A 24708-nucleotide genomic window follows, 5' to 3' on the forward strand; every position below is an offset into this window, starting at 1 on the left:
GCCTTTTCTTTTGATCAAGCAATCAACCGCAGGCTTTCAGGTTCACCGGGCCGACAAATTCGTTGCCGCGTCCCATCACGCACGCCACGCTCTGGTTACGCTGGCGCTCCCAGTCTTGCACCGGGTAAGTCTTGTCCCAGGCTTCGTACAGTTGCCGATCCTGCTTCGACAAGCGCAAGCCGTATTGTTTGCTCATGTAAAAGTAGGTGCGGGCGATCATGCCGCGGATCGAAGGGCGGGGCATGACCTTCTTCGCCTTGAAGTCGACCTGAGTCAGGCAGGAGCCGTACTGACCCTTTTCGACCGGCAACCAACCGTAACTGAAGTTGCTGCGGTCGCCATTCACCTCGCCGATGCTCGGCACCAGATTGTGCAGGTCGGCTTCGGCTTTCTGATAACTCGGGTCGTAGCGGGTGCAATTCTTGCGACCGCCTTCCTGCCAGCATTGACGCTGATGACCGAATTGCCACGCGGGAACGATATGCTCCCATTCGATGCGGGACGCCCGCTTGGCGTTCTTGCGTGGGACATAGCCGCAGGCGGCCAGATCGACCTTGTTGCCGGTGTATTTGCACCCGCAATAGAACTCGGTGGATTGTGGGGCGTACAGCTTCCAGGCGACTTTCTTGGCCTCGGTGAACGTACGTGGCGCGCCAGCTTGCGCACCCAGGGAAATCAACAGCAACAGCACAGCAGCAAAACGCAGAATCATTGAATCAATCTTCCTTCGGCACAACCCAGAAAATCTGCACGCCGCCATCATCGCGGTAGGCGAGGGTGACGTTGTCGTTCTCGTCGATTTCTTCCAACAAGCGCTCCCAGTCATCCGCCGGCTCGTCCGGAAGGCGGAAGATCAGTGCGGCTTTGGCTTTTTGTGCGGTGGGGGAGTTGATGATTTTTTGAACGCGCATGCCCATGCGTTCGTAAGCGTCAGGAGCATCAGGGGAAGTGGCCACGAGGTTATCCTTATTAAGCTGTACGTGCATACAGTATTTAACTGTAGGCATTTTCGCAACTGCTTAAAATTCAAGAAAATCCTCTGACAGCGGTTTTCCGATTTTGATGTCACTCAGGTGAAATTTTTCTTTGGAGGTGGCGGGAGCTTCACCCTCCGTCAAGTTGACGAAGGGTGAAGTCAGTGCCCGATCAGGAAAAGATCAGGCGAGGTCAAATCAGTATTCCCAGAACATCCGTTGCAGCTCTTTGCTGTCGTTGGTCTTGGTCAGCGCGACCATGGCCAGAATGCGGGCTTTCTGCGGGTTCAGGTCGTGAGCAACCACCCAGTCGTATTTGTCGTCAGGCTGTTCGGCGTTGCGTAGAACGAAACCACCGGCATTGACGTGAGACGAGCGAATGATCTGCACGCCATCCTTGCGCAGCGCTTGCAGGGTCGGAACCACGCGGGACGAGACCGAACCATTGCCGGTGCCGGCATGAATGATCGCCTTGGCGCCGGACTGGGCGAGGGCCTTGTAGGCCGTGTCGCTGACATTGCCGTAGGAATAGGCGATTTCTACATCAGGAAGGCTCTTGATGTTTTTGATGTCGAATTCCGAATCCATGGTGTGGCGCTTGGCCGGAAGGCGGAACCAGTAGGATTTGCCTTCTACCACCATGCCGAGCGGACCCCAGGCGCTTTTGAAGGCTTCGGTCTTGATGTTGATCATCTTGCTGACATCGCGACCCGACTGGATTTCATCGTTCAGGGTTACCAGTACGCCTTTGCCGCGCGCTTCTTTACTGCTGGCGACGGCCACGGCGTTGTACAGGTTCAGCATGCCGTCCGCCGACATGGCGGTGCCCGGGCGCATGGAGCCGACGACGATGATCGGTTTGTCGGTTTTTTCCACCAGATTCAGAAAGTACGCAGTCTCTTCCAGCGTATCGGTGCCGTGGGTGATAACGATGCCATCGACGTCTTTGCTGTCGGCCAGTTCGGAGACGCGACGACCCAGTTGCAGGAGGTTTTCGTTGGTGATGCTTTCCGAGGCGATTTGCATGACCTGTTCGCCACGCACATTGGCCAGCGTGCTCAGTTCGGGAATGCCGGCGATCAATTGTTCGACGCCCACTTTCGCGGCCTGATAGGTCGCGCTGTTGGCGGCGCTGGCGCCCGCCCCGGCAATGGTGCCACCGGTGGCCAGTACCACCACGTTGGCCAGTTTGGCCTGGGTTTCAGCTTCTTTTGCCTGGAGGGCGGTTGGCAGGAGCAGGAGGAGGGCCAAAGCGCCCGGAACGAAATTCTTCAAAGCAGATGTCATTATTTTTCTCTCTAGTAGTGAGACGGTGCTGATGCAGGTTCATCTAGATGCGCCCCGGGCCGATCTGAAATGCCAGGGGTGCAGGGAGGGAGCAGGATCTGTACCACTCGTACTGTGCTTGAGAGAAATGTTTAACCTTATGATTTAAATCAAGATTTATTCGAAGATTGATTGTGAGCTTGCCTCGCTCATCCGGGTTTCCGAACGCAGGATGTTTTCTCGTTCGGCTCACCGAAAAGGACTACGAACCTCGTCCGCAAACTGAACTGGCCGCTTTCCAGATCTCTGCTAAAGAAAACGGCGCGCTGGCCGATGCGCCTTGATAGGGATCCAATTTTTCAGGAGTTCAAATGTCGTTGACTATCGGTTTTTCAAATCCCGGTTCGGTCACGATCGGCGGCAAAACGGCCGCTACGATCAAATCCCTGAGCGAGGCGAAGGAGCAAGCATCGGCCGATGCACTGGGTAAAGACGCGGACGATGCCAAGCAAGTCAGAACCGGTGGCGGCCCAGTGCAGGAAGAGGCGCCGGCAGAGAGCGGTGGAAATCAAAGCATCACGATCAAAATACTGCTCAAGCGCATGAAGGAACTGCAGCAGCAATTGCAGGAACAGCAACAGCAATTGGCTGCCGCGCAAGCTGCCAGCTATCCGACCGAGGAAGCCAAGACGACTGTGGTGATGTCGATTCAGGGGCAGATCGCAGACACCAACGCTGCACTCATGGAAGTGGCAGGCAACCTGGTTCGTGAGATGGCCAAGGGTTCTGGCAGTGGCGGTGTGATCAATACGACCGCGTAGGAAAAGGGGCGATGACGGTTATTCGCCCTACAATCAAAGCAGATTTTCAGTCGTTGACAAATGTCGGCAGGATTCGCATAGTTCGGTCTACGCAAACGTTTGCGCGGCCTTCGCGATGGGTTGAGTTGTCGTGGGGTGCAGCGAGCTTACGCCAGCGCAAGCGTTGCTCACAATAATCATAAGATCGGAGTGAACCCATGAAGCTGCCATTCGCTGGACGTCTTCTTGCTGTCGCCATGCTGGCTGCCGCATCCGCCGCACTGCCTGTCTCTTCGGCTTTCGCCGAATCCCCTGAAAAACCCAAAGTCGCCCTGGTCATGAAATCCCTGGCCAACGAATTCTTCCTGACCATGGAAGACGGCGCCAAGGCCTACCAGAAAGAACATTCCGCTGATTTCGACCTGATCTCCAACGGCATCAAGGACGAAACTGATACGGCGGGGCAGACGCGCATCGTCGAGCAGATGATTCTGGCGAAGGTCAACGCGCTGGTCATCGCACCGTCTGATTCCAAGGCGATGGTGCCGGTGATCAAGAAAGCCGTCGATGCCGGTATCACCGTGATCAACATCGACAACCAGCTTGATCCGGCCGTGATCAAAAGCAAGAACATCAGCGTTCCTTTCGTAGGCCCGGACAACCGCAAAGGCGCGCGTCTGGTGGGCGAGTACCTGGCCAAACAACTGAAGGCCGGTGACGAAGTCGGCATCATTGAAGGCGTTTCCACGACGACCAACGCCCAGCAACGTACCGCTGGCTTCAAGGATGCGATGGAAGCTGCACAGATCAAGGTTGTCTCCCTGCAGTCCGGCGATTGGGAAATCGACAAGGGCAACAAGGTGGCCGCTTCGATTCTCAGCGAGTACCCGGACGTCAAGGCGCTGCTGGCCGGTAACGACAGCATGGCCGTGGGCGCCGTTTCCGCCGTGCGCGCTGCCGGCAAGGCCGGTCAGGTGCAGGTGGTCGGTTACGACAATATCAATGCCATCAAGCCCATGCTGAAGGACGGCCGCGTTCTGGCGACTGCCGACCAGTTCGCCGCGAAGCAAGCGGTGTTTGGCATCGAGACCGCGCTGAAAATCATCAAGGGCGAGAAAGTCGACAGTGGTGCGAATGGCGTGATCGAAACGCCAGTAGAACTGGTCACCAAGTAAGTCCACTGGCGGCACAATGGCGCTCGTCCGTCCGGGCGAGCGCATGGAGATTTTTATGTCAGTTTCCGCTCCGAACGCTGTCCTCTCGGTCAGCGGTATCGGCAAGACCTATGCGCAACCGGTTCTGACCGGCATCGACCTGACGTTGATGCGCGGCGAAGTGCTGGCGCTGACCGGTGAGAACGGTGCCGGCAAAAGCACCCTGTCGAAGATCATCGGCGGGCTGGTCACACCCACCACCGGCCAGATGCAGTTCCAGGGCAGGGAATATCGTCCCGGCAGCCGCACGCAGGCTGAAGAGCTGGGTGTGCGCATGGTCATGCAAGAGCTCAATCTGCTGCCGACGCTTTCGGTGGCAGAGAACCTGTTCCTCGACAACCTGCCGAGCAACGGTGGCTGGATCAGTCGCAAGCAGCTGCGCAAGGCCGCCATCGAAGCCATGGCTCAAGTCGGTCTCGATGCCATCGACCCGGACACGCTGGTCGGCGAGCTGGGCATCGGTCATCAGCAAATGGTCGAGATCGCTCGCAATCTGATCGGCGATTGTCATGTGCTGATCCTCGACGAACCGACCGCGATGCTGACCGCCCGTGAGGTCGAGATGCTCTTTGAGCAGATCACCCGGCTGCAGGCGCGCGGCGTCTCGATCATCTACATCTCCCATCGCCTCGAAGAACTGGCCCGGGTCGCACAGCGCATTGCCGTGCTGCGTGACGGCAACCTGGTATGCGTCGAGCCGATGGCCAATTACAACAGCGAGCAACTGGTCACCCTGATGGTCGGTCGCGAGCTGGGCGAGCATATCGATCTGGGGGCTCGCCATATCGGCGCGCCGGCCCTGACGGTCAAAGGCCTGACCCGCTCCGACAAGGTTCGCGACGTGTCCTTTGAGGTTCGCGCCGGTGAGATTTTTGGCATTTCGGGGCTGATCGGGGCAGGGCGCACCGAACTTTTGCGGCTGATCTTCGGTGCCGATGTCGCGGACAGCGGCACTGTGGCGCTCGGTTCGCCGGCAAAAACGGTGAGCATTCGCTCGCCGGTCGACGCGGTGCGCAACGGCATCGCCTTGATCACCGAGGATCGCAAGGGCGAAGGCCTGCTCCTGAGCCAGTCGATCAGCGCCAACATTGCCTTGGGCAACATGCCGGAAATTTCCAGCGGCGGGTTCGTCAACAACGGTGATGAAACGAAGCTCGCGCAGCGGCAGATCGACGCCATGCGCATCCGCAGTTCCAGCCCGACGCAGCTGGTGTCCGAGTTGTCCGGCGGTAATCAGCAAAAGGTGGTGATCGGACGCTGGCTTGAGCGCGACTGTTCGGTGCTGCTGTTCGACGAGCCGACTCGCGGTATCGATGTCGGCGCCAAGTTCGATATTTATGCCTTGCTCGGCGAACTGACCCGGCAGGGCAAGGCGCTGGTTGTGGTGTCCAGCGATTTGCGCGAGCTGATGCTGATCTGCGACCGCATCGGTGTGTTGTCGGCGGGACGTCTGATCGACACGTTCGAGCGCGACAGCTGGACCCAGGATGACTTGCTTGCCGCCGCGTTCGCCGGCTACCAGAAACGTGATGCGTTGCTCAACGAAGCAGCGCCTAGGGATCTCCCATGAAAACTGCATCTTCCGCCGGCAAATCCAGTGGCAATTTCTACGGCCTCGGCACTTATCTGGGCCTGGCTGGCGCGTTGCTGGCAATGATTGCGCTGTTCTCGGTCATGAGCAGCCACTTCCTGTCGTATAACACCTTCAGCACCCTGGCCAACCAGATTCCCGACCTGATGGTTCTGGCGGTGGGCATGACGTTCGTCCTGATCATCGGCGGGATCGACCTGTCGGTAGGCTCGGTGCTGGCACTCGCAGCATCCACTGTCAGCGTGGCGATTCTTGGCTGGGGCTGGAGCGTATTGCCGGCTGCCTTGCTGGGTATGGCCGTTGCGGCGTTGGCCGGCACGGTCACCGGCTCGATTACCGTAGCGTGGCGAATTCCGTCGTTCATCGTGTCCCTGGGTGTGCTGGAGATGGCCCGTGGCCTGGCCTATCAGATGACTGGTTCGCGCACGGCCTACATCGGTGATTCCTTCGCCTGGCTGTCGAACCCGATCGCCTTCGGTATTTCGCCGTCGTTCATCATTGCCTTGCTGGTCATCTTCATTGCCCAGGCCGTTCTGACCCGTACCGTGTTCGGTCGCTACCTGATCGGCATTGGCACCAACGAAGAGGCCGTGCGTCTGGCGGGGATCAATCCAAAACCCTACAAGATCCTGGTGTTCAGCCTGATGGGCTTGCTCGCGGGCATTGCGGCGCTGTTCCAGATTTCCCGGCTGGAAGCGGCCGACCCGAACGCCGGTTCCGGCCTTGAGTTGCAAGTCATCGCTGCCGTGGTGATCGGCGGCACCAGTCTGATGGGCGGACGTGGTTCGGTGATCAGTACCTTTTTCGGCGTGTTGATCATCTCCGTGCTGGCGGCCGGTCTGGCGCAGATTGGCGCGACCGAGCCGACCAAGCGCATCATCACCGGTGCGGTGATCGTGATCGCCGTGGTGCTCGACACCTATCGTAGTCAACGCGCAAGCCGACGGGGCTGATAAATGGCAACGATCAAGGATGTGGCGGCACTTGCAGGAATTTCCTACACGACCGTGTCCCACGTAGTAAACAAGACACGACCGGTGAGCGAAGAGGTGCGGCTCAAGGTCGAGGCGGCGATCAAGAGTCTCGACTATGTGCCGAGCGCCGTGGCCCGTTCGCTGAAAGCGAAAACCACCGCCACCATCGGTTTGCTGGTGCCCAACAGTCTCAACCCGTACTTCGCCGAACTGGCGCGCGGGATCGAGGACTACTGCGAGCGTAACGGCTACTGCGTGATTCTCTGCAACTCCGACGACAACCCGGACAAGCAGCGCAGTTACTTGCGGGTCCTGCTGGAAAAACGCATCGACGGTTTGATCGTCGCCTCGGCGGGTGGCGACAGCGGTCTGGCGCAAGGGCTGGCGGGCGTGAAGACGCCGATGGTGATCGTCGACCGTGGACTCGAAGGCGTGGACGCCGACCTGGTTCGCATCGACCACGAATATGGCGCGTACCTCGCGACGCGGCATCTGCTTGAGCTCGGTCATCGCGATATCGCCACGATCAGTGGTCCGGCCAGCACCAGTGTCGCGCAAATGCGTCAGGCCGGTTTTAGTCGTGCGCTCAAAGAGGCGGGTGTTGAAGTGTCCCCGTCGCGCATGCTGGAAAGCGACTTCACCAGCACCGGCGGTTACAACGCGGCTTCCGTCCTGCTTGAGCGCAACCCGCCGAGCGCAATTTTTGCCGGTAACGACATGATCGGCATTGGTGTGTTGCGAGCGGCGGCGGAACGTAACGTGCGCGTGCCCGCCGAACTGTCGGTGATCGGCTTCGACGACATCCAGATGAGTCGCTACGTGTATCCGGCGCTGACGACCGTGGGCCAGTCGATCCTGCAACTGGGTGAAATGGCCGCGGAAGTCTTGCTGCGAAGAATTGCCACTCCGGATCTGGCGACGGATCAGCGGATCGTGACCCCGAGTATTGTCCTGCGCGAATCGACTGCACCGCTGTCCGGCGTGTTCACCGAATACCGCTGAAACGAATTGAAGAGTAGTGATGTATGCCCGCAAATGTAGTGGTAATAGGCAGCCTGAACATGGACCTGGTCACCCGGGCGCCGCGATTGCCCCGGGGCGGTGAGACGCTGATCGGCCATTCCTTCGCAACCGTGTCCGGTGGCAAGGGCGCCAATCAGGCGGTGGCCGCTGCGCGACTGGGTGCGCAAGTGTCGATGGTCGGCTGTGTCGGCAACGATGACTACGGCGTGCAATTGCGCGATGCGTTGCTGGCCGAGCAGATCGATTGTCAGGCGGTCAGCTCGGTGGAGGATTCCAGTGGTGTGGCGCTGATCGTGGTCGATGACAACAGTCAGAACGCGATTGTTATCGTGGCCGGTGCCAATGGTTCGATGACCCCGGCGGTCATCGACCGGTTCGACGCCGTGCTGCAAGCGGCCGACGTGATCATCTGCCAATTGGAAATCCCTGACGCCACGGTAGGCCATGCGCTGAAACGCGGACGTGAGCTGGGCAAGACGGTCATCCTCAACCCGGCGCCGGCCAGTCGCCCGCTGCCGGCGGACTGGTTTGCGGCCATCGATTACCTGATTCCCAACGAGAGCGAGGCTGCCGCCCTCAGCGGTTTGCCGGTGGACTCGCTGGAGACCGCTAAAAAAGCCGCTGCGCACCTGATTTCACTGGGCGCCGGCAAGGTCATCATCACGCTGGGGGCTCAAGGCTCATTGTTCGCCAACGGCACGGGTTACCAGCATTTTCCTGCCCCCAAAGTGAAGGCTGTCGATACCACTGCCGCCGGGGATACCTTTGTCGGCGGATTCGCGGCGGCACTGGCGGCCGGCAAAACCGAGGCCGAAGCCATTCGTTTCGGGCAGGTCGCTGCGGCCCTGTCGGTTACCCGGGCAGGTGCCCAGCCGTCCATTCCCACCACCTCCGACGTACAGGCATTCAAACCCGCATGAAAAAGACTCCTTTGCTCAATGTCGCCCTGTCGCGGCTGATTGCTTCTCTCGGCCACGGCGACATGGTCGTGATCGGCGATGCCGGCCTGCCGGTGCCGCCGGGTGTAGAACTGATCGACTTGGCGCTGACGCACGGCGTGCCGGATTTCGTCAGCACCCTGAAAGTCGTGCTCAGCGAGATGCAGGTGGAAAGCCATGCGTTGGCCAAGGAGATTTTCGACAAGCAACCGACCGCGCTGTCCACGCTGGACGAGCTGAATGACGAAGGCTCGCTGGGGCGGCGTGACCTGCTCAGTCATGAGCAATTCAAAGTACTCAGCCGACAGGCACGAGCGATTGTTCGTACGGGCGAATGCCAGCCGTACTGCAATATCGTGCTGGTGTCTGGAGTTACGTTCTAAACAGGGTTCGCCCCTTTTGATTTCATCTGCACAAGGAATGCGCCATGCACCGCTATGCTCAAAAAATGCATCAATTGATTCGGAGTCTGCTGCTTTTGTCCGTGATAACTGCGACCGGCGCCCAGGCGGCGGAAAAGATCGACCTGATCATCGACACCGATCCGGGCGCCGACGACGTGGTCGCCCTGTTGTTTGCCTTGGCCTCCCCGGAGGAGCTGAACATTCGCGCCTTGACCACCGTCGCCGGCAACGTGCGTCTGGACAAGACTTCGCGTAATGCCCGGTTGGCCCGTGAGTGGGCAGGGCGGGAAGAGATTCCGGTGTACGCCGGCGCGCCGAAACCGCTGATGCGTACGCCGATCTACGCCGAAAACATCCATGGCAAGGAAGGCCTGTCGGGTGTCACGGTGCATGAGCCGAAAAAAGGCCTGGCTGAAGGCAATGCGGTCAATTACCTGATCGATACCCTGAAGAAAGCCAAGCCGCACAGCATCACCATCGCGATGCTCGGCCCGCAGACCAACCTGGCCCTGGCGCTGATCCAGGAGCCGGAGATCGTTCAGGGGATCAAGGAAGTGGTGATCATGGGGGGCGCCCACTTCAATGGCGGCAATATCACGCCAGTGGCCGAGTTCAACCTGTACGCCGACCCGCAAGCAGCGGAAGTGGTGCTCAAAAGTGGCGTGAAACTGACTTACCTGCCGCTGGACGTGACCCACAAGATCCTGACCAGCGATGCGCGCCTGAAGCAGATCGCGGCGCTGAACAACAATGCGAGCAAGATTGTCGGCGACATCCTCAACGAGTACATCAAAGGGGATATGGAGCACTACGGCATTCCGGGTGGCCCGGTGCATGACGCCACCGTCGTGGCTTATCTGCTCAAGCCTGAACTGTTCACGGGTCGGTCGGTGAATGTGGTGGTCGACAGCCGTGAAGGCCCGACCTTCGGCCAGACCATTGTCGACTGGTATGACGGCCTGAAGGCACCGAAGAATGCCTTCTGGGTAGAAAACGGCGATGCCCAGGGCTTCTTCGATCTGCTTACCGAGCGACTGAAACGTCTGAAGTAAGCCATATGCCCGCAGGTGCCAGCTTGCGGGCTTTTACTCCCTCTCGGTGTCCGATGTTCCTTTGAAGTCATCGGGATACTTCTCGAACAGTTGGGCGATGAACGACTGCGCGCCCTGTGTTCCCAGCGTTTTGACCAGCAAGTCGATGCTGATCAATGCCAATTCCTCCGGACTGCCTGGACTGTAAGAACTGTGCCCTTGTGGCCAGGTGGCCTTGATGTCGGCGGTAATGCTTACGGTGGTCATGGCAAGGCTCGGTCGCGGGATCGGAGTCTTGAGTTAACCACTTTGCCGAGCGTTTGGCACTGCGACTTAGGCATGAGCGCAGGGCTATGCGACACTTGGTCGTTTCCGCAAAAAAACAAGGATTGAGCTGTGCAGATCGATTTGAATAGCCCCGACGGCCTGACCCTTGATGCTGTCCGCCGGATGCTGGCGTCGGCCAGTGATGACGAACACACCCAGCTGCGCGTGACCAAGGGCGGGATTGCTTATATTTCTTCGGGGGTCACAGGCGGCCAGGACATCGATGGTCTGCTGTTTCGTCTGGAGACCTGGGCAAAAGGCTCGGGATACGTGGGAAATGTCGCGGCCAGCGACGAGGTCTGGGTCATGCAGATCTTCAATGCGCTCAAGGACAACTGGCCGAATCCGCCTTACGACTACATTGATGTCTACTGAGCGTCATTAATATTCAGTGACGTTTTACGGGGTGATGCTTCAGGCGTTGCTCAGGCACACTCGGCGTTTTTCCGATTGTGGGGCAGGGTGATAGCACTCACCGTGAAACCAAACGCCGTATTGGCGGTCGCACGATCTCTGCTCAAAATTGAAATAAGGAGGCTTCAATGCCTTGGAAGTTCGCGTCACTGGGTGCACTGATGGCCGTTGCTCTGTTGGCTGGTTGCACTACGACCTCCAGCGAGTCGCAGAAGGATCCCGTGGCGACTGAGGCCGGACATGGTCGTTGTGAGGCGTCAGCTGCGGAGTTCGCTCTCGGCAAGAAAGCTTCGCCGGAGCTGTTGGAGCAAGCACGCAAGAAAGCCGGTGCGCAGAACGCCCGGTTCCTCAAGCCGAATGACATGATTACTTTGGAGTACCGTTCCGATCGCCTCAACCTGAATACCGATCAGAACCTGGTGGTCACTCGCGTCAACTGCGGCTGAGCCTTCGGGCTTTTGTTTCACCCATAAAAAACCCCGTCACATGGACGGGGTTTTTTTAGTGCGCCGGGAGATTACTCTGGGCGAACTTGTGCAGCTTGCATACCCTTTTGGCCTTTCTCAGCCACGAAGGAAACGGTCTGGCCTTCTTTCAGGCTTTTGAAACCGTCAGTTTCGATAGCTTTGAAGTGTACGAACAGGTCGTCACCGCCACCTTGAGGAGTGATGAAGCCGAAGCCTTTTTCATCGTTGAACCATTTAACGGTGCCGGTTTGGCGATTAGACATGGTGTATCTCCAAGAAACATATATTTTCAGTAGTACTGTGCTGCTCAGGCCAACTGGGCACACCGGGGTATCATAGTCGAAATGTTCGCTTTGGTAGCCCCCCGGACGTGCTGTTTGCCAATCAGTCGTGTTTTCTTTACTGCCTGTTTCGGCTGGAGGCCCCGGTTTAAAAGGCTTCGAGCGAAAAATAAAGACAATAAAAAAACCTGTAAAACCTGCATAAATCGTACGAAAAGGCCTGAATCAGATGCTTTTCAGCGGTGCTGGGGGCACTGAAAAGGCCTGTTTCATCATTTTTTCGCCGGGGCGTTGGCCTTGCATTTGGCAATTTGCCCCAGGGCTTTTTGCTGCAGTTCCTGGCTGGCCTTGTTGTCCATCAGCGCTTGAATGTCGCTGGCCGGGTACGACTTGATGGCATCGGCACCGCACGCGCAGTGGGATTTTGCGGCAGCGGCACCGATTTGCGGAGTGGCCGCCTGGGTGCACTGAGCCATGTATTTCTCACGCTCGCCCTTTGGCCAGTCGGCATGGGCGCTCAGCGGCAGCAGCAAAACGAGGGGGGCGACTGCGGCAAGCAGGGTGTTAAGACGCATGCGAGGATGCTCCTTGTGGGTCAATGTCTTGTTATCTGAGAGCCCGAAGGCCGATCAAGTTCAGCACTCTGGCATAAAACAGACGATTTGCCTCTCGGTAAAGCCTGAGTGCATCGGTGACCGTTCATCTGTGCTAGCATGCCTCGCTCGGGCGTTTCGCAGGCTCCGGATGACCTTCAGTCCCGGTAGCGGCAGTGCACGAATTTTCTGATTTGAATCCCAGTCACTCTGGTTCGGTTTTCCGGTTGGCCGCAAGGCTCCTGCCGCTGTAAGGCAGGCGTTCGTCATTGAATGGCCTGGATCGGATCTTGTACTGGCTCATCCCAACCCACGTGACCTTTGGTAGGGGTCACCACTAGGAGAGGAGGCGCCATGCCAACTATTACTCTTCCCGACGGCAGTCAACGTTCATTCGATCACCCGGTTTCCGTAGCCGAGGTCGCCGCATCCATCGGTGCCGGTCTGGCCAAGGCCACCGTGGCCGGCAAGGTCAATGGCAAGCTGGTCGACGCCTGCGACATCATCGACAGCGACGCGACGCTGCAAATCATCACGCCAAAGGATGAAGAGGGGCTGGAGATCATTCGCCACTCTTGCGCCCACCTGGTCGGCCATGCGGTCAAACAGCTGTACCCGACTGCAAAAATGGTCATCGGGCCGGTCATCGACGAAGGTTTCTATTACGACATCGCCTTCGAGCGTCCTTTTACTCCGGACGACATGGCGGCCATCGAACAGCGCATGCAACAGCTGATCGATACAGAATATGACGTCATCAAGAAAGTCACTCCGCGTGCCGAAGTGATCGAAGTGTTCAAGGCCCGTGGCGAAGACTACAAGCTGCGTCTGGTCGAAGACATGCCGAACGAGCAGGCCATGGGCCTGTACTATCACGAAGAATACGTCGACATGTGCCGCGGTCCGCATGTGCCGAACACCCGCTTCCTGAAATCCTTCAAGCTGACCAAGCTGTCCGGCGCCTACTGGCGCGGTGATGCCAAGAACGAGCAATTGCAGCGCGTTTATGGCACTGCCTGGGCTGACAAGAAACAATTGGCAGCTTACATCCAGCGCATCGAAGAAGCTGAAAAGCGCGATCACCGCAAGATCGGCAAACGCCTGGGCCTGTTCCACACCCAGGAAGAAGCGCCGGGCATGGTGTTCTGGCACCCGAATGGCTGGACGCTGTACCAGGTACTCGAGCAGTACATGCGCAAGGTGCAGCGCGACAACGGCTATCTTGAGATCAAGACGCCGCAAGTCGTTGACCGCAGCCTGTGGGAGAAATCCGGGCACTGGGCCAACTACGCCGACAACATGTTCACCACCGAGTCGGAAAGCCGCGACTACGCCATCAAGCCGATGAACTGCCCTTGCCACGTGCAGGTGTTCAACCAGGGCCTGAAGAGCTACCGCGAGCTGCCGATGCGCCTAGCCGAGTTCGGTGCCTGCCACCGTAACGAGCCGTCGGGTGCGCTGCACGGCATCATGCGTGTGCGTGCGTTCACTCAGGATGACGCCCACATCTTCTGCACCGAAGAGCAGATGCAGGCTGAATCCGCTGCGTTCATCAAGCTGACCATGGATGTTTACCGCGACTTCGGCTTTACCGATGTCGAGATGAAACTGTCCACTCGTCCGGAAAAACGCGTCGGTTCCGACGAGCTGTGGGATCGCGCCGAAGCGGCACTGGCTGCAGCCCTTGATAGCGCTGGCCTGCCGTACGATCTGCAGCCGGGTGAGGGTGCGTTCTACGGTCCGAAGATTGAATTCTCGCTGAAAGATTGCCTCGGCCGCGTGTGGCAGTGTGGTACCTTGCAGCTCGATTTCAACCTGCCTGTGCGTCTGGGAGCCGAATACGTCTCCGAAGACAACAGCCGCAAGCATCCGGTGATGTTGCACCGTGCGATCCTCGGTTCGTTCGAGCGTTTCGTCGGGATTCTGATCGAGCACTACGAAGGTGCATTCCCTGCGTGGCTCGCGCCAACCCAGGCAGTGATCATGAATATCACTGATAAACAGGCAGATTTCGTCGCTCAGGTCGAAAAAACTCTCAACGAAAGCGGGTTTCGTGCCAAGTCCGACTTGAGAAATGAAAAGATCGGCTTTAAAATCCGCGAGCATACTTTGCTCAAGGTTCCATATCTCTTGGTTATTGGGGATAAGGAAGTCGAGATGCAGACTGTCGCTGTGCGTACTCGTGAAGGTGCTGACCTGGGCTCGATGCCCGTCGCCCAGTTCGCTGAGTTTCTCGCGCAAGCGGTTTCCCGGCGTGGTCGCCCAGATTCGGAGTAATTATTATTAAGCGTGAAATGAGACAAGATAAACGAGCTGCACCGAAAGCCCCGATCAACGAGAATATCTCGGCACGCGAGGTTCGGTTAATTGGCGCTGATGGCGAGCAGATTGGCATCGTCTCGATTGATGAAGCGCTTCGTATTGCTGAAGAAGCAAAGCTTGATCTGGTAGAAATCTCTGCCGACGCGGTCCCACCGGTTTGCCGGGTGATGGACTACGGCAAATCGATCTTCGAAAAGAAGAAGCAGATTGCTGCGGCGAAGAAGAACCAGAAGCAGATTCAGGTAAAAGAAATCAAGTTTCGTCCAGGGACGGAGGAAGGGGATTACCAGGTAAAACTGCGCAACCTGGTACGTTTCCTGAGTGACGGGGACAGGGCCAAGGTATCCTTGCGATTCCGCGGCCGTGAGATGGCCCACCAGGAGCTGGGGATGGAACTCCTCAAGCGGGTTGAACAAGACCTGCTCGAGTACGGTTCGGTCGAACAGCATCCTAAGATGGAAGGACGCCAGCTGATCATGGTCATCGCCCCGAAAAAGAAGAAGTAATCAACAGGGCACGGCAGGCCTTCTGATTATGTTTATCAACTGAATGCGGAGTATCCGAACATGCCAAAGATGAAAACCAAAAGTGGTGCTGCTAAGCGGTTTCTGAAAACTGCTAACGGTATCAAGCACAAGCACGCTTTCAAGAGCCACATCCTGACCAAAATGTCGACCAAGCGTAAGCGTCAACTGCGCGGTAGCAGCTTGCTGCATCCGTCTGACGTGGCAAAAGTCGAGCGCATGCTGCGCCTTCGTTAATTTTTGGATCAAGAATAGAGGAAGTAACTCATGGCTCGTGTAAAGCGTGGCGTCATTGCCCGTAAACGTCACAAAAAAATTCTGAAACTTGCTAAAGGCTACTACGGCGCACGCTCCCGCGTATTCCGTGTTGCCAAGCAAGCGGTAATCAAGGCAGGCCAATACGCCTACCGTGACCGTCGTCAGAAAAAACGTCAGTTCCGCGCTCTGTGGATCGCTCGTATCAACGCTGGTGCTCGTGTTAACGGTCTGTCCTACAGCCGTTTCATCGCTGGCCTGAAAAAAGCGTCCATCGAGATCGACCGTAAGGTTCTGGCTGATCTGGCAGTGAACGAAAAAGCGGCGTTTGCTGCGATTGTCGAGAAAGCTAAAGCCACCTTGGCTTAAGTACCCCCGACAGTCACCCGGTCTCACCTCTGTGGGGCCAGGTGTTAAACGTCATAAATAGGGGAAGAGCCTTCAAGCTCTTCCCCTATTTTGTATCTGGAGTCTGTACATGGAAAACCTGGATGCGCTGGTCTCTCAAGCACTAGAGGCTGTGCAAAGCGCTGAAGATATCAATGCCCTGGAGCAAATCCGGGTTCAATACCTTGGCAAAAAGGGTGAATTGACTCAGGTGATGAAGACCCTGGGGAATTTGCCGGCAGAAGAGCGTCCGCAGGTCGGCGCCCTGATCAACGTTGCCAAGGAACGTGTCACAGGCGTTCTCAATGCGCGCATGGCTCTGTTTGAGGAAGCCGAACTGGCTGCCAAACTGTCTGCCGAATCCATTGACGTGACCCTGCCGGGCCGTGGTCAGACCTCCGGTGGTCTGCATCCGGTAACCCGGACTCTGGAACGTATCGAACAGTTCTTCACCCATATCGGCTACGGCATTGCCGAAGGCCCTGAGGTCGAAGACGACTATCACAACTTCGAGGCGCTCAACATCCCAGGCCATCACCCGGCCCGGTCGATGCATGACACCTTCTATTTCAATGCCAACATGTTGCTGCGCACCCATACTTCGCCGGTACAGGTCCGCACCATGGAATCGAAAAAGCCGCCGATCCGCATCGTCTGCCCAGGCCGTGTGTACCGCAGCGACTCCGATATCACCCATTCGCCGATGTTCCACCAGGTCGAAGGCCTTCTGGTCGATCGCGATATAAACTTCGCCGACCTCAAAGGCACGATCGAAGAGTTCCTGCGGGTGTTCTTCGAAAAAGAGCTGGCCGTGCGTTTCCGTCCTTCGTACTTCCCGTTTACCGAGCCTTCCGCCGAAGTCGACATGGAATGCGTGATGTGCAGCGGTAAAGGCTGCCGCGTCTGCAAACAGACTGGCTGGCTGGAAGTGATGGGCTGCGGCATGGTTCACCCGAACGTGTTGCGCATGTCCGGGATCGATCCGGAAGAGTTCTCGGGCTTTGCCTTCGGCATGGGCGTTGAGCGTCTGGCCATGCTGCGTTACGGCGTGAACGACTTGCGTCTGTTCTTCGACAACGACTTGCGGTTCCTCGCGCAATTTCGCTAGTCGTAACGAATTCTTAGGAGAGCAGGATGAAATTCAGTGAACAATGGCTGCGTGGCTGGGTCAGCCCGCAGGTAGATCGCGACGCGCTGGTTGCCCGTCTGTCGATGGCCGGTCTTGAGGTCGATAGCGTTACGCCGGCCGCCGGTGTTTTCAGTGGCGTGGTGGTGGGCGAGGTGCTGAGCACCGAGCAGCACCCCGATGCCGACAAATTGCGCGTGTGCCAGGTGAGCAACGGCGCGGAAACCTTCCAGGTCGTGTGCGGTGCGCCAAACGTGCGTCCGGGCCTGAAGATTCCGTTTGCGATGATCGGTGCCGAGCTGCCGGGCGACTTCAAGATCAAGAAGGCCAAGCTGCGCGGCGTCGAGTCCAACGGCATGCTGTGCTCGCAATCCGAGCTGCAGGTCGGTGAAGGCAATGACGGTCTGATGGAGCTGCCGGTCGATGCGCCGGTGGGCGAAGATTTCCGTGTTTATCTGGACCTGGAAGACGCCAGCATCGAAGTCGATCTGACTCCGAACCGCGGCGACTGCCTGTCCCTGGCCGGTCTGGCCCGTGAAGTCGGCGCACTGTACGACGCTCCGGTCACTCGCCCGGTGGTGATGACCGTTCCGGCGGTGCACGACGAAGTGCGCTCGGTAGAAGTCCTGGCACCTGCTGCCTGCCCGCGTTACCTGGGCCGGGTCATCCGCAACGTTGACCTGTCCAAGCCTACGCCGCTGTGGATGGTTGAGCGTCTGCGTCGCGCTGAAGTGCGCAGCATCGACGCTGCCGTCGACATCACCAACTATGTGATGCTCGAACTGGGTCAGCCGCTGCACGCCTTCGATCTCGCCGAAATCAATGGCGGCATCCGTGTGCGCATGGCGGAAGAGGGCGAGAAGCTCGTGCTGCTCGACGGTCAGGAAGTCAGCCTGCGCAGCGATACGCTGGTGATCGCCGACCACACTCGCGCTCTGGCGATTGCCGGGGTGATGGGTGGCGAGCACAGCGGCGTGTCTACGACTACTCGCGACGTGTTCCTTGAAAGTGCGTTCTTCGACCAGATCGCGGTGGCGGGCAAGGCTCGTTCCTACGGTCTGCACACTGACGCTTCGCACCGCTATGAGCGTGGCGTGGACTGGCAACTGGCCCGTGAAGCCATGGAGCGCGCCACTGGCCTGCTGCTGGAAATCACCGGTGGCGAAGCCGGCCCGATCATCGAGACCGTCAGCGAGCAGCATCTGCCGTCGATCGCGCCGATCACCCTGCGTGCGCAGCGCATCACCCAGATGCTGGGCATGGAAATGGATTCGGCCGAAGTCGAGCGTCTGCTCAACGCTTTGGGTCTGAAGGTTTCCGCCGACGGAGCAGGGCAGTGGCGCGTAGAAGTGCCGAGCCATCGCTTCGATATCAGCCTGGAAGTCGATCTGATCGAAGAGCTGGCACGTCTGTACGGTTACAACCGCCTGCCGGTTCGTTACCCGCAAGCTCGTCTGGCGCCACAGGCCAAGGCCGAAGCGCGCAGCGATCTGCCGGAGCTGCGTCGTCTGCTGGTCGCTCGTGGTTACCAGGAAGCGATCACTTACAGCTTCATCGATCCGAAGCAGTTCGAGCTGTTCAACCCGGGCGTCGAGCCGCTGCTGTTGGCGAATCCGATCTCCAATGACATGGCCGCCATGCGTTCGTCGCTGTGGCCGGGTCTGGTCAAGGCGTTGCAGCACAACCTCAACCGTCAGCAGGATCGTGTTCGTCTGTTCGAGAGTGGTCTGCGCTTTGTCGGTCAGCTGGAAGGTCTGAAGCAAGAGCCGATGATCGCCGGTGTGGTATGCGGCAGCCGTCTGCCGGAAGGCTGGGCGCAAGGTCGCGATACCGTCGACTTCTTCGACGTCAAGGCTGACGTAGAAGCGGTGCTGGGCTTTGCCGGGGCGCTGGATCAGTTCACTTTTGCACCGGGCAAACACCCTGCGCTGCATCCGGGCCAGACCGCACGCATCGAGCGGGAAGGGCGTGAAGTCGGCTTTATCGGCGCGATTCACCCTGAGCTGTCGAAATCCTTGGGTCTCGACCGTCCGGTCTTCGTCTTCGAGCTGGTTCTGGCTGAAGTCGCTCTGGGTAAAATGCCGAAATTCCACGAGTTGTCGCGCTTTCCTGAAGTGCGTCGTGACCTGGCACTGATTGCGCACAAAGACGTTGCAGCCTCGGCTGTACTGGACGTAATCCGTGAAAATGCAGGCGAATGGCTGACAGACCTCAGGCTATTTGACGTGTATCAGGGTAAAGGCATTGATCCTGATAGAAAAAGCCTCGCAGTCGGCTTGACCTGGCAGCATCCATCGCGCACTCTTAATGACGATGAGGTGAATTCGACGACGCAAAATATCCTCACCTCGCTCGAACAAAGGTTGAACGCCACGTTAAGGAAGTGACGTATGGGGGCTTTGACGAAAGCTGAGATGGCGGAACGTCTGTATGAAGAGCTGGGCCTGAACAAGCGGGAAGCCAAGGAATTGGTTGAACTGTTTTTCGAGGAAATCAGGCACGCTCTTGAAGACAACGAGCAGGTCAAATTGTCGGGTTTCGGCAATTTCGACCTTCGGGACAAACGCCAGCGGCCTGGCCGCAACCCGAAAACGGGGGAAGAAATCCCGATCACGGCTCGCCGTGTGGTCACCTTTCGTCCAGGGCAGAAGTTGAAGGCCCGAGTTGAGGCTTATGCTGGAACCAAGTCATAACGACGAACTCCCCGTCATCCCGGGCAAACGCTACTTCACCATTGGTGAAGTCAGCGAGCTGTGTGCGGTAAAACCGCACGTGCTGCGCTACTGGGAGCAGGAGTTTCCTCAGCTCAACCCCGTCAAACGGCGCGGAAACCGCCGGTATTATCAGCGCCAGGACGTGCTGATGATCCGGCAGATCCGCGCGCTCCTTTACGATCAGGGGTTCACCATCGGCGGCGCGCGCCTGCGTCTGTCCGGCGATGAAGCCAAAGACGACACCACCCAATACAAGCAAATGATCCGCCAGATGATCGCCGAGCTAGAAGATGTTCTGGTGGTTCTGAAGAAATAATTTCCTGCTTTTAAATACTTCCAGTTTTCAAAAGCTTGCGATATATTCTTGAGCGTTCTTCGAGATAGAGAACGAGTTTCAAACCTAGTCGGGGCGTAGCGCAGTCCGGTAGCGCACTAGCATGGGGTGCTAGGGGTCGAGTGTTCGAATCACTCCGTCCCGACCATATAATTCAATGACTTAGGCCAATGTTCACAGCATTGGCCTTTTTCATGTGCGTGACTTTTGCGTGACTCCTCGATTTTTCACGCCTGTTTCCTCTTCAAGATTGTCAGCACCGGACCACGCGAATCGGTTGCTGATACCATGTTCGCAGCTTCAATCAGATGCCCAAGCTCGGCGCCCGAGTAGTGACTGGTGATGCTGCCGTTCTTGTGGCCAAGAAGTGCCTTGCGGTCTTCCTCGCTTACGCCTGCCGCGCGTAAACGGCGGCCAAATGTGTGTTTGAGGTCATGGATCCTTATGGATGCATAACCTGGGTGAGCGGGGCGAAGGTTTTCCTCCTGCCAGAGTTTCGCCGCTCTCACCCGCGCCTTTTTCCAGGCCGAGTCGTTCATCCGGTGCATTGCGTTGCCGTTGTAGGGAAATACCCATTCCTTGCTCAGGCCTCGCTGCTGATCGATGATTGACTTGGCCACGCTGTTCAGCACGACAAGTCTCTCATCACCGTTCTTCACGCCAGACCTTTCATGTCTACCGCCGAAGTCCGCCGGGATAAGAAACACGCTCGTACCGAGTTCCGGCACCGAAATCTCCCAATCCCACCTCAGTTTGCAGACCTCCTGCTCGCGCGTGCCGGTGTTCACCTTGAACAAGGCCATCGTTTGCAGGTGGGCCGGCAATTCGCCAAAAAGAATCGACTGTTCCTCCCATGACATCGGGTAGGGCTTGCGGCTCGACTTCTTCTCTTCCAGCTTCGTGAGCATCGGCACGCTATCCAGCCATGGCCGTCGCTCATCGTCTCGCCACTTCCTGGCACACAACGACAAAACCCGAACGACACGCTCGATCGAGATATTGATCGTCCTGTTGCTCACCCCTTTCTGGATTTTCCCGTTCTCCAGTTTTTTGGTCGCCAACCTGTCCTTAATGAAGGGCGCAAGCGCCTGGTCATCGATGTGGGTTAGCGGTACGTCACCAATGAATGGGTCAAGTTGAGAAAGGTGGTGCGCGGAAAGCTTGAAAGAAGGCTGATCCTTGATCTCAATGAGGAACTTCATCGCGGCATCCCGCCACGTCCTCACCTCCCGAACGCCATAAACCTTCTGCTGCCTGATCTGCTCAAGACGGAAAATCAGGTAGCGCTCTGCTTCTTGGCGGTCAGTTGTTCCAGCAGATTCGTAAAGTCTTTCGCCGTTGATCTTCTTGTCGATGTGCCAAATTCCTTTCCTTTGGGAAAGGCCCGTGATCGTTTTTCGCGCCATATTTTTTCTCCATTCTGGCGCTCGCTGCGGGGCGATTGTTGCTCCGAAGCGCCATTTTTATCAATTGACTTTGCTGCCACGTGAGCAGATGCCCACCGGTCTAGCTCTTCCCTGTCAAAGCCGACGCCTCGCTTCCCGATAGGGAACTCGTGAACATTCGGCCGAACTTCAGCGTCGAAAACGGCCCGACACATCCCAAGGTATGCGGGTGCCTGTTTGGCTCTGATGAATCTTGGCGGGGTAGGCGCGATCGTTGCCGCGCTTCGATTGGACATAGGTTTCTCCACGCCGGCGGCGGCAGAAGGTTTTAATGAAGGGTCACGCTGTCCTGCCCTGGGGCGATGGCGCGAGCCTGTTGTTCGGTGCGGAAGGACATGTGCTGTTTGGTGCCGTTGCAGTCAGCGGTAACCCACCAGAGGCCGAACAGCTTGTGCGGGCCCTTGATGATCTTCGTGATGGTCATGGCGCACTTCCTTGCCCGGGTGGGCGGTGCCGCGCGGGGCGGCAGAAGGTGGTGTGTTACGCGCCGGCCTTGGCCAGCACTGCGTCGGCCACCGCCATGGCGGCCTGCGCATCGTTGACGTAGGCGGGGTCAGCTCCGCCGGCAAGGTGGATCATGGCCTGGCAGGCGCGCAGGTTCTCGCGGGTGAGCTTCAGTGCGGCGACCAGCTCTTCGTGGAGTCCGCGCTCCTCCCGGCCTATTTCCCAGAAGCGCGTTCCCCAATGATCAGATGGTGGCGGGCTGGTGTTCTGCGCGCCGAAGGCCAAGGCGCCGACGATGGCATCCAGCAAGTCACGCTTGTAGGCGTTGTCGCCGTCAATGCTCAGGCCGCGCCGGCGCAGGGTGGAAACCACCTCGTTCAGGTCGAGCCCTTTGTCCTGCAGCACGATGTCGAGTTCTGGTTTCTCAGGGGTGTAGATGGCCAGGCAGAGCTTGGCGCCGGCCGGCAGACTGGCGCTGATCTTCTCCAGCGCATCGCTCGCCGTTTCGTGGAATCGGTTCAGTGCGGACATACGAATACCTCGCCCGCCGTACACCGGCAGGCTGTTGAGTAGGGGGAGGGGTTATAAAGCGAGTTCGACTTGAGCTTCGCGCTGCCAGATCGGAGAACTGTTGTGTGCTTCGATTCGATCAGCGATGACGTTGGCGCGCTGGCCGGCGGTGGGTGGGGCGTACATCCCGAAGCGGCTGATGCTTCCGCCGTTCACTGCGGCGTTCGTAGAGTCGGCCGACGCGAAAGGCAAATGCTGGAAAATTGCGGGGTCGAGCATCCGCAGCCCGTGTAGTCGGCACAACGGTCGACCCTGGTCGTCACAGATAGCATCCATCGCGGCGGCCATCCGCTTCCACCATGCTCCTGTGCCCGGCGCGGCCCATTGTCCAGAACTTCCGAGGGCGACAGTTCGCCAGCACCTCGCCAGCCGCTGCAACCTCTCAAGCGATTCGTGCAAGTGCCAGACAGGCACGCCGCGCAGTTCCTCTGGCCACTGCCGTACAAGGTCGTCGTTCGCCTCTTCGTCACCATCAATGACGTCCGGAATGAGCGCCCAGGTGAAACCGGGGTGTCGGTGCCAGTCTTCGACCCAGCGCGTGTAGCCCTCGACGTCTACCTGGCCGCCTTTCTTCCACACGGTGAATGCGCCGTTATCGAAAACAAATGATTTGCATACGTCGGCGACAATTCCGAGATCGTCCTTGCGTGGGTACGGCACCAACGCGTGCCGGCCGGCCAAGAATTTAGCGGCGTCCTCACGCTTACCGCCGACAGGCGTGCCGTGGTAATGAATCATCCGCTGAGCCTCACCGTTTCGATTTCTACGCCCTGGTGCGTGGCGATGATGGTTTGGTCACCGCCGAGCGTTTCGGAAAGGCTGTCAGCGATTTGTTCGTGCCAGCCACGCTTGATGAGGGCGGTTGCCGTTTTGATGTGCTCAACGTGGATCATCGAGGCTGATCGCAACTCAAGCCGGTAGATGATTGTCTCGCCGTCGGCCGGGCAGACGGCTGCGAATGTGTGTCGGTAAATGTTCATCACCGCGGCCCCTTGTAGCAGTACACGTAGGCGAACCAGGCGAGGGCGATCATAGAAGGTGCGCTCCTGATTCGAGTAGGCCGTCGCGGTCTTCGCGCAGGTTGTCGCGCTCAGCTTTGAGTTCGTCGCGCTCCCTAACCAAAGCCTTGATGGCGGTTGAGATATTCCGGTGACCCAGGGTGATGGTGATGGCCTGGGCTTCGTCGAACAGTTTGACCTTCCGGTCTCGGTCGTCAGCCGCTCGCGCGGCCAGCTCTTTTTCGTGGATCTTGAGGCAGCGCTTGCAGGTGACGTACCGCCAGTCATTGGTGAGCTGGTCGTCGGTCATGACTCCGTCGGTGCCGCAATAGACGTGCTCTGGCGGATCCTGATCAGCCTCGGTGCCGCCGTCCCACGGGTAAAGGTGAATCGCTCGCTTGCTCATCCGATCACCGCCTTTATGGTCAGTACCAATGGAAGCCAGAAGAAGAGGGTGCAGCCGATTGCGCACTTCGTGATCATGGCGATAACTCCAGTTCAGCCGGCGCTGTGGTGGCCAGGGTTTCGACGGCCAGCGCGTAGACGTCGGGGTGCTGCTTGTCGAAAGCCGGCATGTGTTCAGTTTCGATCCAGGTACCGCGCACCGTGCCCTTGGCCAGCCAAGCAGGCTTGCTCCCCGGCGCCTGCGTCCACGCGGTGACGCCGATGCCGTGGCTGGCGATCTGCTTGGCGGTGATGAAGCCTTGGCGCCGAAGCTGGGCCAGAACCTTCAGTGCCGACTCTTTCCACGGCGTTAGGCGTACCGGAGCCGGTACCCCGGCGGGCAGGTTCGTCACCAGCACCGGCACCTGGCATCGCTCAGGCGGATTCCAGTCGAACATGTACCAGTCATAAAACGGTTGGTGATTGCTGACCTCCAGCAGGGAATGAGCAAGGCTGAAGGTGAATGCGTCACCGTGGCGCGTCCAGCTCGACCTCGGTACGAGAACCCTCACGCCGAGGTGCTCCAGCATCTTCACGATTCCTTTGCTGGCGTCGGTGATTTTGCTCACGATCACCAGCCGGTAATCCGGCCCGGCGCGCCCGTAGAACTCGTCGCCGCGACACGGCAGGATCTGGTCAGCCACCTTGGCGTTCAGCTGCATCTTCGCCTCGACGCCGATCTGCCGGCCGTCTTCGTGCACGACCAGAACGTCGAAGCCGGCGGCCTCGGGGTAGCAAGTCCATCCGGGCAGCTCGTTGAACTCCTGGATGAACAGCGCGCAGAGGTCAGCCTCCTTTTCGATTTTCTCGATAGGCATTTTTCGTCCTTGCCGCTATAGCGGCTGACT

General features: G+C 58.3%; 31 protein-coding genes and 1 tRNA gene. 19 read left to right on the plus strand and 13 right to left on the minus strand.

Features of this window, described 5'->3' with window-relative positions; genetic code table 11:
- Positions 1 to 22: 22 nt before the first annotated feature.
- The 3 genes from KJY40_RS11030 to KJY40_RS11040 all read right to left on the minus strand — a co-directional run bounded on the left by KJY40_RS11030 (position 23) and on the right by KJY40_RS11040 (position 2261).
- A complete protein-coding gene (locus KJY40_RS11030; RefSeq protein WP_230736733.1) occupies positions 23 to 712 on the minus strand; it encodes an endonuclease in 690 nt (229 codons plus the stop codon).
- Positions 713 to 716: 4 nt separating this feature from the next.
- Complete coding sequence (locus tag KJY40_RS11035; RefSeq protein ID WP_407681992.1) at positions 717 to 986, minus strand: DUF1654 domain-containing protein; 270 nt, start codon at positions 984 to 986, stop codon at positions 717 to 719.
- Between the two features lie 186 nt (positions 987 to 1172).
- A complete protein-coding gene (locus tag KJY40_RS11040; protein ID WP_230736737.1) occupies positions 1173 to 2261 on the minus strand; it encodes an asparaginase in 1089 nt (362 codons plus the stop codon).
- Positions 2262 to 2611: 350 nt separating this feature from the next.
- Here KJY40_RS11040 and KJY40_RS11045 point away from each other — a divergent pair, with 350 nt between their 5' ends.
- The 8 genes from KJY40_RS11045 (at position 2612) to KJY40_RS11080 (ending at position 10236) form a co-directional block, all read left to right on the plus strand.
- Entirely contained in the window at positions 2612 to 3061 is a 450-nt protein-coding gene (locus KJY40_RS11045; protein ID WP_230736739.1) for a hypothetical protein, read from the plus strand.
- 197 nt (positions 3062 to 3258) lie between these two features.
- On the plus strand, positions 3259 to 4215 hold the full coding sequence (locus KJY40_RS11050) for a sugar ABC transporter substrate-binding protein (protein ID WP_230736741.1): 957 nt from the start codon (positions 3259 to 3261) through the stop codon (positions 4213 to 4215).
- Positions 4216 to 4270: 55 nt separating this feature from the next.
- Entirely contained in the window at positions 4271 to 5824 is a 1554-nt protein-coding gene (locus KJY40_RS11055; RefSeq protein WP_230736743.1) for a sugar ABC transporter ATP-binding protein, read from the plus strand.
- The gene (locus KJY40_RS11060; protein ID WP_007956013.1) at positions 5821 to 6798 is read left to right on the plus strand and encodes an ABC transporter permease; all 978 of its coding nucleotides are present in this window, start codon (positions 5821 to 5823) and stop codon (positions 6796 to 6798) included. Before KJY40_RS11055 ends, KJY40_RS11060 begins: the two co-directional genes overlap by 4 nt.
- 3 nt (positions 6799 to 6801) lie before the next feature.
- Positions 6802 to 7821: a LacI family DNA-binding transcriptional regulator gene (locus tag KJY40_RS11065; protein WP_230736745.1), complete on the plus strand. Its 1020-nt coding sequence runs from the start codon at positions 6802 to 6804 to the stop codon at positions 7819 to 7821.
- A gap of 23 nt (positions 7822 to 7844) precedes the next feature.
- Positions 7845 to 8762 carry a ribokinase gene (gene rbsK, locus KJY40_RS11070; protein ID WP_230736747.1) on the plus strand — a complete coding sequence of 306 codons (918 nt, stop codon included), beginning with the start codon at positions 7845 to 7847 and terminating at the stop codon, positions 8760 to 8762.
- Positions 8759 to 9163: a D-ribose pyranase gene (gene rbsD, locus KJY40_RS11075; RefSeq protein ID WP_007956017.1), complete on the plus strand. Its 405-nt coding sequence runs from the start codon at positions 8759 to 8761 to the stop codon at positions 9161 to 9163. Before rbsK ends, rbsD begins: the two co-directional genes overlap by 4 nt.
- Positions 9164 to 9207: 44 nt before the next feature.
- Positions 9208 to 10236, plus strand: a complete 1029-nt coding sequence (locus KJY40_RS11080; RefSeq protein WP_085612793.1) for a nucleoside hydrolase — start codon at positions 9208 to 9210, stop codon at positions 10234 to 10236.
- A 33-nt stretch (positions 10237 to 10269) separates the two neighbouring features.
- Here the strand turns inward: KJY40_RS11080 and KJY40_RS11085 are convergent, their stop codons facing one another.
- A complete protein-coding gene (locus KJY40_RS11085) occupies positions 10270 to 10482 on the minus strand; it encodes a hypothetical protein (protein ID WP_007956023.1) in 213 nt (70 codons plus the stop codon).
- Between the two features lie 129 nt (positions 10483 to 10611).
- On the opposite strand from KJY40_RS11085, the gene KJY40_RS11090 reads away from it, so the two are divergent.
- Together KJY40_RS11090 and KJY40_RS11095 are read left to right on the plus strand one after the other, a co-directional pair.
- Positions 10612 to 10917 (plus strand): hypothetical protein, encoded by a 306-nt coding sequence (locus tag KJY40_RS11090; RefSeq protein WP_007956024.1) that lies wholly within the window; start codon positions 10612 to 10614, stop codon positions 10915 to 10917.
- A 167-nt stretch (positions 10918 to 11084) separates the two neighbouring features.
- On the plus strand, positions 11085 to 11402 hold the full coding sequence (locus tag KJY40_RS11095) for an I78 family peptidase inhibitor (protein ID WP_230736750.1): 318 nt from the start codon (positions 11085 to 11087) through the stop codon (positions 11400 to 11402).
- Positions 11403 to 11473: 71 nt separating this feature from the next.
- Here the strand turns inward: KJY40_RS11095 and KJY40_RS11100 are convergent, their stop codons facing one another.
- Positions 11474 to 11686, minus strand: coding sequence for a cold-shock protein (locus tag KJY40_RS11100; protein ID WP_007956027.1), 213 nt, complete (start codon positions 11684 to 11686; stop codon positions 11474 to 11476).
- A gap of 290 nt (positions 11687 to 11976) precedes the next feature.
- Positions 11977 to 12279: a hypothetical protein gene (locus KJY40_RS11105; RefSeq protein WP_230736752.1), complete on the minus strand. Its 303-nt coding sequence runs from the start codon at positions 12277 to 12279 to the stop codon at positions 11977 to 11979.
- A 372-nt stretch (positions 12280 to 12651) separates the two neighbouring features.
- Between KJY40_RS11105 and thrS the strand changes: the two genes are divergently transcribed.
- From thrS to KJY40_RS11150, 9 genes are all read left to right on the plus strand, one after another.
- Positions 12652 to 14574 (plus strand): threonine--tRNA ligase, encoded by a 1923-nt coding sequence (gene thrS / locus KJY40_RS11110; protein WP_007956031.1) that lies wholly within the window; start codon positions 12652 to 12654, stop codon positions 14572 to 14574.
- The gene (gene infC / locus KJY40_RS11115) at positions 14574 to 15125 is read left to right on the plus strand and encodes a translation initiation factor IF-3 (RefSeq protein ID WP_169432615.1); all 552 of its coding nucleotides are present in this window, start codon (positions 14574 to 14576) and stop codon (positions 15123 to 15125) included. Before thrS ends, infC begins: the two co-directional genes overlap by 1 nt.
- 60 nt (positions 15126 to 15185) lie before the next feature.
- A complete protein-coding gene (rpmI, locus tag KJY40_RS11120) occupies positions 15186 to 15380 on the plus strand; it encodes a 50S ribosomal protein L35 (RefSeq protein ID WP_002553160.1) in 195 nt (64 codons plus the stop codon).
- Between the two features lie 30 nt (positions 15381 to 15410).
- A complete protein-coding gene (gene rplT / locus KJY40_RS11125; protein WP_002553161.1) occupies positions 15411 to 15767 on the plus strand; it encodes a 50S ribosomal protein L20 in 357 nt (118 codons plus the stop codon).
- Between the two features lie 109 nt (positions 15768 to 15876).
- On the plus strand, positions 15877 to 16893 hold the full coding sequence (gene pheS, locus KJY40_RS11130) for a phenylalanine--tRNA ligase subunit alpha (protein WP_011333387.1): 1017 nt from the start codon (positions 15877 to 15879) through the stop codon (positions 16891 to 16893).
- Positions 16894 to 16919: 26 nt separating this feature from the next.
- Positions 16920 to 19298, plus strand: coding sequence for a phenylalanine--tRNA ligase subunit beta (gene pheT, locus KJY40_RS11135; protein ID WP_230736754.1), 2379 nt, complete (start codon positions 16920 to 16922; stop codon positions 19296 to 19298).
- A 3-nt stretch (positions 19299 to 19301) separates the two neighbouring features.
- Positions 19302 to 19604 (plus strand): integration host factor subunit alpha, encoded by a 303-nt coding sequence (ihfA, locus tag KJY40_RS11140; RefSeq protein WP_002553164.1) that lies wholly within the window; start codon positions 19302 to 19304, stop codon positions 19602 to 19604.
- A complete protein-coding gene (locus tag KJY40_RS11145) occupies positions 19585 to 19941 on the plus strand; it encodes a MerR family transcriptional regulator (protein WP_003179985.1) in 357 nt (118 codons plus the stop codon). Before ihfA ends, KJY40_RS11145 begins: the two co-directional genes overlap by 20 nt.
- Positions 19942 to 20030: 89 nt before the next feature.
- Positions 20031 to 20107: transfer RNA gene (locus KJY40_RS11150), tRNA-Pro, on the plus strand.
- Positions 20108 to 20186: 79 nt separating this feature from the next.
- On the opposite strand, the gene KJY40_RS11155 is transcribed toward KJY40_RS11150, so the two are convergent.
- From KJY40_RS11155 to KJY40_RS11190, 7 genes are all read right to left on the minus strand, one after another.
- Positions 20187 to 21365: a tyrosine-type recombinase/integrase gene (locus KJY40_RS11155; RefSeq protein WP_321576988.1), complete on the minus strand. Its 1179-nt coding sequence runs from the start codon at positions 21363 to 21365 to the stop codon at positions 20187 to 20189.
- A 307-nt stretch (positions 21366 to 21672) separates the two neighbouring features.
- Positions 21673 to 21828 (minus strand): hypothetical protein, encoded by a 156-nt coding sequence (locus KJY40_RS11165; protein WP_176247756.1) that lies wholly within the window; start codon positions 21826 to 21828, stop codon positions 21673 to 21675.
- A 56-nt stretch (positions 21829 to 21884) separates the two neighbouring features.
- Positions 21885 to 22379, minus strand: coding sequence for a hypothetical protein (locus KJY40_RS11170; protein ID WP_230736758.1), 495 nt, complete (start codon positions 22377 to 22379; stop codon positions 21885 to 21887).
- A 51-nt stretch (positions 22380 to 22430) separates the two neighbouring features.
- A complete protein-coding gene (locus tag KJY40_RS11175) occupies positions 22431 to 23156 on the minus strand; it encodes a hypothetical protein (RefSeq protein ID WP_230736760.1) in 726 nt (241 codons plus the stop codon).
- The gene (locus KJY40_RS11180; RefSeq protein WP_230736762.1) at positions 23153 to 23398 is read right to left on the minus strand and encodes a hypothetical protein; all 246 of its coding nucleotides are present in this window, start codon (positions 23396 to 23398) and stop codon (positions 23153 to 23155) included. Before KJY40_RS11180 ends, KJY40_RS11175 begins: the two co-directional genes overlap by 4 nt.
- 49 nt (positions 23399 to 23447) lie before the next feature.
- A complete protein-coding gene (locus KJY40_RS11185) occupies positions 23448 to 23822 on the minus strand; it encodes a hypothetical protein (RefSeq protein WP_230736765.1) in 375 nt (124 codons plus the stop codon).
- Positions 23823 to 23895: 73 nt separating this feature from the next.
- The gene (locus tag KJY40_RS11190; protein ID WP_230736767.1) at positions 23896 to 24678 is read right to left on the minus strand and encodes a hypothetical protein; all 783 of its coding nucleotides are present in this window, start codon (positions 24676 to 24678) and stop codon (positions 23896 to 23898) included.
- Between the last annotated feature and the right edge of the window lie 30 nt (positions 24679 to 24708).

Origin of the sequence: Pseudomonas fitomaticsae (assembly GCF_021018765.1) — a bacterium.
GTDB lineage: Bacteria > Pseudomonadota > Gammaproteobacteria > Pseudomonadales > Pseudomonadaceae > Aquipseudomonas > Aquipseudomonas fitomaticsae.